Raw genomic sequence first — 12,780 nt, forward strand, 5'->3', positions numbered from 1 at the left:
GCCGCCTGAACAGGCGGCTTTTTCATTTGCGAGAGGACGCGACGCTTACTCCTGTCCCTCGCGATCACGGAAGCCCAACAGATAAAGAATGCCGTCCAGCCCCAGGGTGGAGATCGCCTGCTTGGCCGATTGCTTGACCAGCGGCTTGGCACGGAACGCCACACCGAGGCCGGCCAGGCCAAGCATCGGCAGGTCATTGGCGCCATCGCCAACCGCGATGGTCTGCTCCAGCTGCAAGCCTTCCTTGTGCGCCAGTTCGCGCAGCAGATCGGCCTTGCGCTGCGCATCGACGATGGGCTCGACCGCCACTCCGGTGACCTTGCCGTTCTCGATCTGCAGTTCGTTGGCGAACACGTAGTCGATACCCAGCCTGGCCTGCAGCTGCCTGGCGAAATAGGTGAAGCCGCCTGAGAGAATCGCGGTCTTGTAACCCAGGCGCTTGAGTTCGGCGAACAGCACCTCGGCCCCCTCGGTCAGGCGCAGCGAGGCGCCTATCTCCTCGAGCACGTCCTCCGACAAACCCTGCAGCAGGCCCAGGCGTTCCTTGAAGCTGGCGCGAAAATCCAGCTCGCCGCGCATGGCCCGTTCGGTGATCTCGGCCACCTGTTCGCCCACGCCAGCGGCCTTGGCCAGTTCGTCGATCACTTCGGCCTCGATCAGCGTCGAGTCCATGTCGAATACCGCCAGGCGACGATTGCGTCGGAACACCGAGTCGCGCTGGAAGGCGATGTCGACGTTGAGCTCCTGCGCCACGCTGAGAAACTCGGCACGCAGCGCCACCGGATCGGCCGGTTCGCCACGCACGGAGAATTCGATGCAGCCCTTGCCTTGCTCGGCGGGCATGTCCAGCGGCATGCGCCCGGAAAGACGGTCGATATGATCGATATTCAGGCCGTACTTGGCGGTGATGGCGCTGACCCGCTGCAACTGTTCGGCACTGACCTTGCGCGTCAGCAGGGTGACGATATGGCGGGCCTTGCCCTGGCCGCTCACCCACTGGCGGTAGTCGTCTTCGGAAACAGGGGTGAAGCGCACCTGCTGATCCAGCTCGTAGGCGGTGAACAGCAGATCCTTGAGCACGGCCTGGGAGCGACCGTTGTCCGGAATCTCGATGAGGATGCCGAACGACAGGGTGTCGTGGATCACCGCCTGACCGATATCGAGGATGTTCACCCCGCCCTGAGCCAGCACGCCGGTGATGGCTGCGGTGAGTCCGGGGCGGTCTTCGCCGGTGATATTGATCAGGACGATTTCGCGCAAGACGCACCCTCCAAGGCAAACGATTGAGGCAGGCAGGCGACGATTTGGCCGCCGGCCGACGAAAAGGCGCACATTCTACCCAGTTTCCCTTCGATCCGGGCAGCCATGCGCTTTGCCCGCTCCAGACCGCTCGCTATACTGCGCGGCAACTTCAGTCGACAAGAGCCGTGCTCTGTGAACCGGCCCGCGCCCGTCAAACCCGACAATTTCTTCATCATGATCTTCCACGCGCTGCGTCAGCGGCGGGTGCCCCTGGTGCTGCGCATCGCCAGCCACAGCCTGTTGCTGGTGGCGTTGGCGATGGTCATCTACGCCTGGGTCATGGGTATGCAGTTCAAGCAGGCCATGCAGCAACAGGCCGATGCGCTGGGTCAGGCGCTGATCACCCAGACGGCGGCGTCGGCCACCGAACTGCTGGTGTCCAACGACATCCTCAGCCTCAACGTATTGCTCAGTAACCTGGCAAAGAACCCGCTGGTGGCCCATGCCGCCATCTACAGCGTGGACAGCCGCATCCTCGCCGAGGCGGGCCCACGCCCGACTCGCAGCGTGCTGGGCGAAACCGAAGGCCTGTACTCCACCTCCATCACCTTCCAGGAAGTGATGGCCGGGCAGCTGCGCATCAGTCTGGACATGAGTCAGTTCCAGCAGCCGATGACCATCAGCCTGCAGAGCATGGGCATTCTCAGCCTGATCCTGCTGGCCCTGACCCTGTCGCTGAGCATGCGCCTGGGCCGGCATATCTCCACGCCGTTGCTGCAGATGCGCCTGTGGCTGCGTGATCCGGATGATCCCGCACCCGGCGCGGGGCGCAACGACGAGATCGGCGACCTGGCGCGCCAGCTGCAGGCACGCCTGGTGCCGGAAAAGCCGGAACCCGAGCCGGAGCTGGATGACGAGCCGCTGCTCGATGAGGTTGACGACTATCTCACGGAAGAAGACGACGGTCGTTTCGACGAGGAGCCAGAACAGCCTCGCGCCGGACATACTTTCGATGAACTGGACAGCGACGACGAAGCGCTCAAGCCCTGGCCCGACTCGATAGAACCGGACGATCCCTTCGCCGATCTGCGCGACGAGCCCGAAGTTTCTGTGCCCGCTGCCCAGGTGCCAGGCCCGTCGCGGGCCAGCGCCGTACTGGCCATTCAGCTCGGCGCCCAGGAGCAACTGCGCCGCCTGCCGCGTACACGCCTGCTGGACCTGCTGGATCGTTACCGGGGCTGCCTGGAACAGGCCGCTGCGCTGTATCAGGGGCAACTGCATACCCTCAAGGACGGCAGCAGCCTGATGCTGTTCCACGAACGCGAGTGCGGCGAGGACTACCTGACCCACGCCATCTGCTGCGGCGAGCTGATGCGCGCGCTGGGCCATGCCCTACAGATCGAGGTCGCCGACAGCGGTATCACTCTGCAACTGCAGCTGGGTCTGACCCTGGGCAGCGATCTGGAGGACCTGGGCCAGGCCGAACTGCTGCTCAGCGACAGCGCCCTGGACGCGCTGGCCTTGTCGCAGCACAGCCGCAACCTGCTGCTGGTGGAACAGCGCGTCGCGCAGGATGCCCTGGCGCGTCAGCGCGCCCGCATCCGTCCGATCGCCAGCCCGGAAGGGGCCAGCTGCGTCGAGCGCCTGCTCGATCCTTATCCGGCACTGCTGGAGCGACAGCTGACGCGCATGCACGACAGCCGGGCGCACTGACGCCCGGCTTCATCCATTAGGCGCTGGCCATTGCGCGCCGCTGCGGCGTCTTCACACCATAACGCAGCAGCCAGTCTTTCCAGCGAACCCGCTCGTCACGCACCAGCCAGCCGTCCTGCTCGGCGAAGCTCTCCGATAGCCACACCCCGCGTGTGCTGGCGGCCTGCAGCTCACCCTTGCGCAAGGTGAACAAACCGCCACTGGGTACACCCCGGTGCAGCGCCAGCAGATAGATATCCGGCCGCCGACGCTCCAGACGCGCCACCAGGCGGCCATCCTCCAGGCACTCATCGACGTGGAACAGGCTCAGTTGACGGGCATCGCGCGGCAGCTCCAGGCTCAGGTCGTAGACCAGTTGCAGTGACGCGGTCGGCAGATGCACGTAGGCGCGCGGTCTTTCCAGCAGGGTCAGGTTGCCGCACTGCACCGGACGCGCGGCGCCGGACAGGGGACTGAGGCGAAAATGGCTGGCTTCGCGATAACGCAGCGTGCCCTGATAGGGCGTAGGCAGCCAGGTATCGGCGAAACGCCCGCTCAGCCAGCCATCGGCGCTTTCCAGCAGGCATTCCTCGGCTACTTCCTGAATGGCGGTCAGCAGCGGCAGATTGAGCTCATGCGCCGGCACGTAGCCGGAAATCAGCTTGAGCACGGTGTCGCCACGATCAGGGCGGCGCTGACGCACCAGCAACCAGTAGTCGCGCCCCTGCAGGCGCAGGGTCAGGCGCACCGAGACGCCAAGGTTGGCCAGCTCCACGGAAAAACGCGAGCTGTCCGCCACTTCGACCGGGCGGCGGCGTTCGAGCATCTGCTGGAAGTTCAGCGGCTGCCCCAGGCTCTGGTAGCTCAGCCCATCCGGGCTGGCTTCGACGAACAGCGGTAGGGTCTTGAAGTTACTCGGGTCCTTGCGGATCAGCGTACGCGCCATCTCGACTCCTTGTTCCGTCTAGGTGTGAGCCGGCTCGGCGGCCAGCGCTCACGCGAGGTCAGGTTGAAGCGAAAACCGCTCAAGGCTGCCCCAAGCCGGCCAACCAATACAACCCAAGGCTGTAAGAGGACGTGACCGAAACCTCAGCCAAGGCCTTGCAGCACGGAGGCCACGGTTGCCACATTGGCCGCCAGGTGCGCAGGCGTGATGGTGCCGACGATGGCGCTGCTGACGCCCGGATGGGCGAAGATCAGCTCGAAACTGGCGCGCACCGGGTCGACACCCTCGGCCAGGCAGGCGTGGCCGCTGGCCAGCGCCTTCTTGATCAGAATGCCTTTGGCGTGACTGGCAGCGTAGTCCAATACGGGTTTCTCGCCCTGCTCGCCGAGGTTATAGGTGACCATGGCGCAGTCGCCCTGCTCCAGCGCCAGCAACCCGCCCTCGACGGTCTTGCCGGAAATGCCGTAGGCGAGAATCTTGCCTTCGCGCTTGAGCTCGGCCAGCGTCTGGTAGACGCCGGTGTCTTGCAGCACGCGCAGGTCGTTGCCGTCGGAATGCACCAGCAGCAGGTCGATACGGTCAGTTTCCAGGCGCTTGAGGCTGCGCTCGACCGATAGACGGGTATGCGCCGGCGAGAAATCGAAATGCGACTGGCCCTGCTCGAACTCCTCGCCGGTCTTGCTGACGATGACCCACTCATCACGCTGGCCACGCAACAGCGGGCCGAGGCGCTGCTCGCTGATACCGTAGGCAGGCGCGGTATCGATCAGATTGATGCCCAACTCGCGCGCCTGATTCAGCAGGGCACGAGCCTGGGCGTCGTCGGGAATGGTGAAGCCGTTGGGATACTTCACACCTTGGTCGCGGCCGAGCTTGACCGTACCGAGGCCCAGCGGCGAAACCCGCAAACCGGTGGAACCCAGCGGGCGATGCAGATCGTGCAGCGTGGTCATGGCAGCAGCGCCTCCCAGACTGGCTGGCCCAGCGGTGGGCGTGGCAGTTCGGGCAGCGGTGCATGAGCCGCCGGCTGCACATGTTCACGCTGCAGCGTGGCCAGCACCCGATCGGCGAAGTCCGGCGCCAGCGCCAGCTTGGTTGGCCAACCCACCAGCAGGCGCTGCTGTTCTGCCAGAAAGGCGTTGTCCGGGCGCACCAGGCCCGACTGCGCGGGTTCGGCGCGATCCACGCGCAGTGTGGCCCAGCGCGTCTGGCTCTGGTCGACCCAGGGCAGCAACGCCGCCATCTCCTTCTGCGCCGCCTGAATCTGCGCCGCCTCGTCGCGGGCGACGCCATCGGCTTCGGCCAGATCGCCGCCCAGATACCAGACCCACTGGCCATCGGCGGCCGGATGGGTGGTAACGGTCACCCGCGGCTTGGGTCCGCCGCCGAGGCAGTGGGCGTACAGCGGTTTCAGCGTCGGCCCCTTGGCCAGCACCATATGCAAGGGACGCAACTGCTGCGCCGGCTGCTCGATACCCAACGCTGCGAGCAGCTCGGCGTTGCCGGCGCCGGCACTGAGCACTACGCGCTGTGCACGAATCTCGCGGCCGTCGACGATCAGCCCGCACAGTTCGCCATTGTCCTGCAGCGGCTCGATACGCTCGGCAGCCAGCAGTCCGCCGCCGGCCAGTTCGGCCAGGCGAGCGATCAGGCTCGGCACATCGAGCACCAGCTCGGCCAGACGATAGACCTTGCCCTTGAACTTCGGATGCTGCAGCGCCGGCGGCAACTGCTCGCCCTTGACCTGATCGACTCGGCCGCGCACCGCCTTGCTGGCGAAGAAACTGGTGAGGTTGCCGGCCAGAGTACCGGGCGACCAGAGGTAATGGGCATCGGAGAGAACACGCACGCCGGACAGATCCAGTTCGCCCGTACCGGCCAGCGCCTCGCGCCAGCGGCGCGGCATATCGGCGATGGCCTCGGAGGCGCCGGTCAGCGCGCCATGCAGGGCATACTTGGCACCGCCATGGATGATGCCCTGCGATTTCAGGCTCTGCCCGCCGCCCAGGCTGCCGCGCTCCACCAAAATGCTGGCAAAGCCCTGCTGACGCAGGCGGGCGTTGAGCCAGAGGCCGGCGATACCGCCACCAACGATCAGGACATCGGTGCTGAGAGACTGGGACATGAACGGGCCTCGGCGAAAAACAGGCGCGCAGTATAACGCGTCAGCCTCCTCGCCCGCGGCCATCAATGCCCGGTCGATTGCGAGAACAGCTGGATCACCACCACACCACTGACGATCAGCCCCATGCCCAGTACGGCCGGCAGGTCGAGCTTTTGCTGGTAGATGAACATGGCGGCGACGCTGACCAGCACGATGCCCAACCCGGCCCAGATCGCGTAGGCAACGCCCACCGGGATGGTGCGCACCACCAGCGTCAGCATCCAGAAGGCGATGCCGTAACCGCCCACCACCAGCAGCAGCGGCAAGGGCTTGCTGAAGCCGTCGATCGCCTTCATCGAGGTGGTGGCGATCACCTCGGCCGCGATGGCAATGGCGAGATAGAGGTATCCGGGCATGATGGCGACTCCTGAGAGATGCTCGCCATTCTAAGCTGCCGAATGATGGGATAAAGTCATTACCTATCTATTCTAGAGATAGGTCGCCATGAACTGGAATCTCGACCAGCTTCACCTGTTCGTTCGCACCGCCGAGAGCCGATCCTTCTCCGCTGCGGCGCGACAAACCGGGCGTGCGCAATCGGCCGTCAGCAACGCCATCGCCCTGCTCGAAAGCGATCTCGGCGTCACCCTGTTCGAACGCAGCAGCGGGCGCCAGCCGCAACTGACCGAAGCAGGAACGGCGCTGCTCGAGGAAGCGCGCAGCGTGTTACAGCAATGCCAGCGCCTCGATGGCCGTGCGCTGGGGCTGGCCCGCGGCGAGGAAGCAAGGCTGCGCCTGGCGCAGGACGAGGCCATGCCTTACCAGCCAGTACTGGCCAGCCTCGAGGCGCTCGCCGACGCCTTCCCCCTGCTGGAAGTGCAGCTTTCCAGCGGCGCACAGGGCGACGTGGCGCGTAAGCTGCTGCAGCGCCAGGCGGACCTGGGCCTGCTGTTTCACCACGAACAGATGCCGCGGGAGCTGGAGAGCCAGCGTCTGGGCACCATCGAGATGGTCACGGTATGCAGCCCGAACCATCCGCTGGCTGGACTCGCCAATATCGAACGTCGCCACCTGGCCGAACATCGCCAGTTGCTGATGACGCCGCAGGACAGCCACTACCCAGGCGGCGAGCAGATCAGCCCGCTGGTGTGGCGCGCCGACAGCTTCTACGTGATGGCCGAGCTGGTGATTCGCGGCGTTGGCTGGGCCTGGCTGCCGCGCCATGTGGCGCAATACCCGACCTACCAGGGCCACCTGCAGGAGCTACGTAGCGACTGGGCGCCGCTGCCGCTGGTGGTGGAACTGGTCACCCGCCGCGACGGCGCGCTCGGCCCCGCTGCCAGCTGGCTGGCCGACTGCCTGGCGCGCGAACTGTTGCGGCCGCAGGCATGACTGCCCTTCCAGCGCATCGCCGGCGACGCTAAGCTGCGCGCCCATGAACAGATTCCTCTACACCCTGCTGCTGCACCTGGCCCTGCCCTTGATCGCCCTGCGCCTGGCGCTGCGCGCACGCAAGGCGCCGGCCTACGCTCGGCGTATCAGCGAACGCTTCTCCCTCGGCCTGCCGGCAATGAAACCCGGCGGCATCTGGGTGCATGCGGTATCGGTGGGCGAAAGCATCGCCGCCGCGCCAATGATTCGCGCACTGCAGGCACGTTATCCCGAGCTGCCAGTCACCGTGACCTGCATGACGCCGACCGGCTCCGAGCGCATCCAGGCGCTGTTCGGCGACAGCGTGCAGCACTGCTACCTGCCCTACGACCTGCCGTGGGCCGCCGCACGCTTTCTCGACCGCGTACAACCACGTCTGGCGGTGGTGATGGAAACCGAGCTGTGGCCGAACCATATTCACCAGTGCGCCAAACGCGGTATCCCGGTGACCCTGGCCAATGCGCGCCTGTCCGAGCGTTCGGCACGTGGCTATGCACGCTTTGCCAAACTCACCGCGCCGATGCTCGCCGAACTGTCGCTGATCGCGGTGCAGACCGAGGCTGAGGCGCAGCGTTTCCTGACGTTGGGGGCACGGCCCGACTGCGTGGAAGTGACCGGTTCGATCAAGTTCGACCTGAAGATCGATGCCCAGCTGCCGCAACGGGCTGCCGAACTGCGTCGTCAGTGGCAGGCCGAACAGCGCCCGGTGTGGATCGCCGCCAGCACCCATGCGGGTGAAGACGAGATCATCCTCAGCGCTCATCGCCAGTTGCTGAAGACTCGTGACAACGCCCTGCTGATTCTGGTGCCGCGCCACCCCGAGCGTTTCCACGCGGTCCATGATCTATGCCTGAGCCAGGGGATGACGACTCGCCGTCGCTCCACCGGCGAAGCTGTCCAGCCTGGCGATCAGGTGCTGCTGGGCGACACCATGGGTGAATTGCTGTTTCTCTATGCACTGGCGGACATCGCCTTCGTCGGCGGCAGCCTGGTGGCCAACGGCGGCCACAACCTGCTGGAGCCGGCGGCCCTGGGCAAACCCGTGCTGAGCGGCCCGCATCTGTTCAACTTTCTGGAAATCGCTGCGCAGTTGCGTGAAGCCGGTGCCCTGAGCGAGGTGGAAAACGCCGAGCAACTGGCAGGCAGGGTCATCGCACTGCTGGGCGAGCCCGACGAGATGCAGCGTATGAGCCAGGCCGGCCTTGCCGTACTCAAGGCCAATCAAGGCGCGCTGGAGCGCCTGCTCAATCGATTGCACCGTCTTATGTAGCTCCAGCCCCACATATCGGCTCAGGCCAATGGTTAGCTTGCCCGCCCAATGCTTCGGCAGGGCGCGATCTCAGTAAGCGCTCCATAAACCCCATCTTTCTTTGATGGGGCTTGTGATTAGGCTCCACGGCAGCAGGGCTTCGTAATCCTCAACGCCGCTGGCGGTCGGCAGACGTTCGAGGATGTGGCGCAGCCAAGCGCAAGGCTCCTGGCCGTTTGCCTTAGGCGCTTTCAATCAGGCTGTAGATCTACGCGCTGGCCGTGGCCCCCCCCTTGGGCGTGTCGCTGAACAGCCAGTTCTTGCGGCCGCCACGAACGGCAGATGTCCACCTACGACGTAGCGCACCAGCCGGCTCCAGTTGCTGGCAAGGTAGTTCACTGCCTTGCCCAAGGCCGCCTGCCCGGCGTCCTGCGGCTGGGTCCTGTCCAGCCAGGCCTTGAGCTGCTCCAAGAGGGGCTGACTGCGTTGCTGGCGGGCGGCCAGGCGTTCGCTGTCGTCGGCCTCTTTCAGGTCGCGCTCGATGCCGTAGAGCTTGTTGATCAGGTTAGCGCCATGTCAGCGCGGCAGATCTCGCCCTTGGGTTGCACCTTTTGGGCTTTGACGAACTTGCGCCGCGCATGCGCCCAGCAGCCCAGGCGTTCGATGCCCTCTTGCACGGCCACGGCGTTGTAGCCAGCGTAGTCGTCGGTCATCAGGTAGCCGCGATAGCCGTCGAGCAGGCGCAACGGCACTTCCTGCGCGCGGCTGGTCGTGTAGTCGAAGAGGATCACCGGTTTATCCGGCGGTCCACCGCTTTGCACCCACCTCCAGGACTGCGCGGTGGGATCGCGTCGCGGTTCATGCAGCACCTGCAAGCGCATCTCGTCGCAGTGCAGCACCGGGTGCTCCAGCAGCTTGTCGCGCATCAGGTTGAGCAGCGGTTGCAGTTGCTCGTCGCACTGATCACCCAGCGCGCCAGGGTCTGCGTGGGATGTCGACGCCGTGGCGGCTGAGCATCTTCTCAAAGCGGTACAGCGGGAGGCCGTTGGCGTACCTGGTGGTCAGCAGCCCCGCCAGCACGCTGGGGCTGGCGAGGCTCTTCTCAACCAGTGCACGGGATTATCAGCCTCTCGTGAACTGCCACCGTCTAAGGCGGGGCGTAATGACACGCACTCCACGCCCAGCCAGCACCGGTCTCGCCGAGCGAAGACAAGCACCTTCTTGATTTGTGGCTCGACATGAACAACGACAGCCAGCCACGCATTATTAGAGCGGTGCGCACATGTCAACACCCTCGTAAAGCCAGCCGTCCCGCACCATCGGCTGAATCAAACTGGCATCGGTGACAAAACGATGATTAGAAGGCTTCCCCTTGGCAAAACCGTCGTTATAAAAGCGATGCACAGCGATGGTGCCGCCCGGACAGCGGCCATTAGCATCCGGCGGGGTGCTGAAAAAGTCATAACTCTCGAACTTCCAACTGGCAATATTTGCATCAAAAATACTGATCAGCTGATTGCAGCCCTGTTGATCCACCGTGTAGAAATGCGAGTTAGGTCCATAGATCGCATTAGTTGCTGGATCAACATTAGTGTTACCATAAAAGCGGCACGCAGCAACGCTGCCGCCCGCCTTAAAACTTTGCCCGGTACGCAGCCAGCGACCGACAGCACCACTATCGACAAAGGCCTGCTCAGCTGCATCTGCGGTAATGAAATAATGATTTAGGTCGGGATTATAGAACTCCACCACTGTACGTCCATCAGCTAAAGAAGTGCCACTTGGAGCAAGCCACTGCTTAATGCCGTTTTCATAGGCCGGTGCAAGCAGACTATATCGGTCATATCCAGTTGGATTATTGCATGCCGAGCTACCACCATATAGCTGAGCAATCAGCTTCCCATCACTGTATAAGCCAGAGCCGCTGCTCCCGCCCTCGGTCACACCAGCACTCCAAAGCACCTCAACAGCTGTTGCACGAGCCTGAGTGCTACGATAACAAAAACTATCGTCGCAGCTCAAATAATTCACCACTGCACCTTTGCTGATTTTTTGTAAGTCGCCGGACGGGTTATGCAGACCAATGATAGTCTGGCTAAAATTATAGAATCCGGGATTGGTACTCCAACCGGAGAATGCGACAGCCTCGGGAGCTAGGTCGTTAAGCCTAAAAAAAGACGTATCCTGAGCTTTATTAGTGTATAATAACTGCGCGCCACCGTACAGCATGCTGAACTCGCCATCAAGCTGTACTCCCTGGCAAGTTGCTGCACGATACAACCAATATGTAACCAAAGTCGAAGCGCTTATCTGACTGCTAATGCAGTGATTAGCACTAAGGAAATAAGGCGTGCGATCTTGACGAGTATTATTGAGCAAGGTGCCAGTACAAATATAAGCATCACCTTGGTCAATAAAGCTCATCTTCGCAACCGAACGACTCTGCGCATCAAGTAATGTATTATAAGTCGCATCGCACTGGTAATTTACATTACAAGTACCGGACTGCCCGATGCCTTTGACCAGATTTTTTTCAAGATCGCCAGCAGGATCAGCAAACAAATGCGAAAGAGTCGGAATGCTGACCTGAAGTTGATCGCGATTAGCGCTAGACGGCAGCTCAATTTCCAAGGTAATTTCATCGCCTGTAACAGGCGGCGACCAATAGGTTCGCGCCTGCTCACTATCATCACCAGCGGCCTGGTTTGCAGCTAGCACTTGCAAGACTTTGCTAGCGTGTATTTCCAGGACCTGATTATCCTGCTGGGAATAGAATCTTAGCACCGCTGAAGTCGGTAGATGAGTGACCAGCACCCCCATTCGCAGAGCCATAGCCTCAGGCGAGATAATACTGATCGCGGCGACCTGCCCTCCACGGGAAGTGACGCTCCATTTCAGGACCTCGTTTACGTGCTGCCACGACTGCAGCGCTGAAATCTTACGGCGCAAACCTACCTGAATGGGTGCACCACTAACTTGATCAGCGTGTCGGATATCGCTCCCGAGCTGACTCTTATGCAAGCTCAAGGGCTCAAGGCCTACGGAAAAAGCCGCCGGCCTGAGCGATAGGCTTTTGGGCTGAACAGGGGAAGCACTAGACCGCGACATACCTGCGGTATCTAGCGCAGTTAGACTGCTAGCATGGGCAACAGAGGCTAGCAGGAAGGAACAACCCAATAGCAGATGCGTCTTCATGGTTCCCAATCTAAAATGGCCCACTAGGTGGAGGGAGGCAGATCAAAGCGCGGAAGTTGAACATACTAACATGCGCACTAACAAACGGACGCTTTTGGAGTAAACGGGGCGCTTGCGGGTACTGATTGCAACGGCCCATTATCCTAACAAGGAAACTGCGTTTAGTTTTTGCAGCGCTCATTGAGGGCAGTCCCGCCCCTCTAGTTGCTCCGACGCAGGTATCGTGGCGCACACGAGTCATTGCTGCACTCGATCACCACGCCCCCGTCCCAAAACCGTCATTAAGATAAATCTGAAATAGCTTGTAAGCGTTAGCTGCGCAAGCATGTCAGCATCAGTCTTGGCAAGCAGTTTAGGTGTCGACATGTCAATACCACTGATTTGCGCAAGACCGGTGATACCAGGCCGAGCCTCAAACACGCGAAGAGCATGGCGCTCCTGTAGTAGGATATCTTGATTATACAGTCCAGGACGCGGGCCAACGAGGCTCATGTCACCTTTCAGCACATTCCATAACTGCGGTAACTCGTCGAGCTTTGTGCGACGCAGCACGCGCCCTAAGTAAGTAATACTAGCAGGTGAGGCCAAGTGGCTAGCCACCGATGTCGTACCTAAGCGCATCGTGCGAAACTTAACCAGAACAAAGGGCTCGCGATAGCGCCCAACACGCTGCTGAAAGAACAAGGGGGACCCCGTATCCAGAAGCCCTGCGCAAAAGATCAGAAGCAAGACAGGGCTTCCTAGCAGAAGGCCGATTGATGCGAGTAAGACGTCAAAGAAGCGGATCAATATAGCACAACCTCTTAATTAGCTTTTTCACAGGAAGACGGCAGCGCATTAGTCAAAAAGAACATGATCTCCATCTTCGTCACGCAGCAATGGCGCCACGTGCTGTCGGCGCCCCACCTCAGTGTAACCACG

General features: G+C 62.1%; 10 protein-coding genes and 1 pseudogene. 3 read left to right on the forward strand and 8 right to left on the reverse strand.

Annotation, left to right across the window (positions count from 1 at the left end):
- Positions 1-45 precede the first annotated feature (45 nt).
- The gene (gene serB / locus DXK50_RS00705) at positions 46-1,260 is read right to left on the reverse strand and encodes a phosphoserine phosphatase SerB (RefSeq protein ID WP_212629013.1); all 1,215 of its coding nucleotides are present in this window, start codon (positions 1,258-1,260) and stop codon (positions 46-48) included.
- Positions 1,261-1,434: 174 nt separating this feature from the next.
- On the opposite strand from serB, the gene DXK50_RS00710 reads away from it, so the two are divergent.
- The gene (locus tag DXK50_RS00710; protein ID WP_212629014.1) at positions 1,435-2,955 is read left to right on the forward strand and encodes an AhpA/YtjB family protein; all 1,521 of its coding nucleotides are present in this window, start codon (positions 1,435-1,437) and stop codon (positions 2,953-2,955) included.
- 16 nt (positions 2,956-2,971) lie between these two features.
- Here DXK50_RS00710 and DXK50_RS00715 read toward each other — a convergent pair whose 3' ends face one another.
- From DXK50_RS00715 to DXK50_RS00730, 4 genes are all read right to left on the reverse strand, one after another.
- Positions 2,972-3,880 (reverse strand): metal ABC transporter ATPase, encoded by a 909-nt coding sequence (locus DXK50_RS00715; protein WP_161864713.1) that lies wholly within the window; start codon positions 3,878-3,880, stop codon positions 2,972-2,974.
- Between the two features lie 143 nt (positions 3,881-4,023).
- Positions 4,024-4,833: an aldo/keto reductase gene (locus DXK50_RS00720; RefSeq protein WP_212629015.1), complete on the reverse strand. Its 810-nt coding sequence runs from the start codon at positions 4,831-4,833 to the stop codon at positions 4,024-4,026.
- A complete protein-coding gene (locus DXK50_RS00725) occupies positions 4,830-6,005 on the reverse strand; it encodes an NAD(P)/FAD-dependent oxidoreductase (protein WP_212629016.1) in 1,176 nt (391 codons plus the stop codon). The genes DXK50_RS00720 and DXK50_RS00725 overlap by 4 nt, the downstream gene beginning before the upstream one ends.
- A gap of 62 nt (positions 6,006-6,067) precedes the next feature.
- The gene (locus DXK50_RS00730; protein WP_024306736.1) at positions 6,068-6,400 is read right to left on the reverse strand and encodes a DMT family transporter; all 333 of its coding nucleotides are present in this window, start codon (positions 6,398-6,400) and stop codon (positions 6,068-6,070) included.
- Between the two features lie 88 nt (positions 6,401-6,488).
- On the opposite strand from DXK50_RS00730, the gene DXK50_RS00735 reads away from it, so the two are divergent.
- Positions 6,489-7,376 carry a LysR family transcriptional regulator gene (locus DXK50_RS00735; RefSeq protein ID WP_212629017.1) on the forward strand — a complete coding sequence of 296 codons (888 nt, stop codon included), beginning with the start codon at positions 6,489-6,491 and terminating at the stop codon, positions 7,374-7,376.
- A 43-nt stretch (positions 7,377-7,419) separates the two neighbouring features.
- Positions 7,420-8,685, forward strand: a complete 1,266-nt coding sequence (waaA, locus tag DXK50_RS00740; protein WP_212629018.1) for a lipid IV(A) 3-deoxy-D-manno-octulosonic acid transferase — start codon at positions 7,420-7,422, stop codon at positions 8,683-8,685.
- A 69-nt stretch (positions 8,686-8,754) separates the two neighbouring features.
- On the opposite strand, the pseudogene tnpC reads toward waaA, so the two are convergent.
- The 3 genes and pseudogenes from tnpC to DXK50_RS00755 all read right to left on the reverse strand — a co-directional run.
- A pseudogene (gene tnpC, locus DXK50_RS00745) lies at positions 8,755-9,774 on the reverse strand (IS66 family transposase); the annotation flags it as partial.
- A gap of 156 nt (positions 9,775-9,930) precedes the next feature.
- Positions 9,931-11,484: a hypothetical protein gene (locus tag DXK50_RS00750; RefSeq protein ID WP_212629019.1), complete on the reverse strand. Its 1,554-nt coding sequence runs from the start codon at positions 11,482-11,484 to the stop codon at positions 9,931-9,933.
- Between the two features lie 612 nt (positions 11,485-12,096).
- Positions 12,097-12,648, reverse strand: a complete 552-nt coding sequence (locus DXK50_RS00755; protein WP_212629020.1) for a sugar transferase — start codon at positions 12,646-12,648, stop codon at positions 12,097-12,099.
- Positions 12,649-12,780 lie beyond the last annotated feature (132 nt).

Source organism: Pseudomonas sp. KB-10, assembly GCF_018221585.1.
In the GTDB taxonomy this organism is placed as follows: domain Bacteria; phylum Pseudomonadota; class Gammaproteobacteria; order Pseudomonadales; family Pseudomonadaceae; genus Aquipseudomonas; species Aquipseudomonas yangonensis.

What these genes read in the sequence shown, in the direction of transcription:
- DXK50_RS00725 (WP_212629016.1), bottom strand. Translation starts at nt 6,005, where the DNA reads ATGTCCCAGTCTCTCAGCACCGATGTCCTGATCGTTGGTGGCGGTATC.
- DXK50_RS00730 (WP_024306736.1), bottom strand. Translation starts at nt 6,400, where the DNA reads ATGCCCGGATACCTCTATCTCGCCATTGCCATCGCGGCCGAGGTGATC.
- DXK50_RS00720 (WP_212629015.1), bottom strand. Translation starts at nt 4,833, where the DNA reads ATGACCACGCTGCACGATCTGCATCGCCCGCTGGGTTCCACCGGTTTG.
- DXK50_RS00715 (WP_161864713.1), bottom strand. Translation starts at nt 3,880, where the DNA reads ATGGCGCGTACGCTGATCCGCAAGGACCCGAGTAACTTCAAGACCCTA.
- DXK50_RS00735 (WP_212629017.1), top strand. Translation starts at nt 6,489, where the DNA reads ATGAACTGGAATCTCGACCAGCTTCACCTGTTCGTTCGCACCGCCGAG.
- DXK50_RS00750 (WP_212629019.1), bottom strand. Translation starts at nt 11,484, where the DNA reads ATGGGGGTGCTGGTCACTCATCTACCGACTTCAGCGGTGCTAAGATTC.
- waaA (WP_212629018.1), top strand. Translation starts at nt 7,420, where the DNA reads ATGAACAGATTCCTCTACACCCTGCTGCTGCACCTGGCCCTGCCCTTG.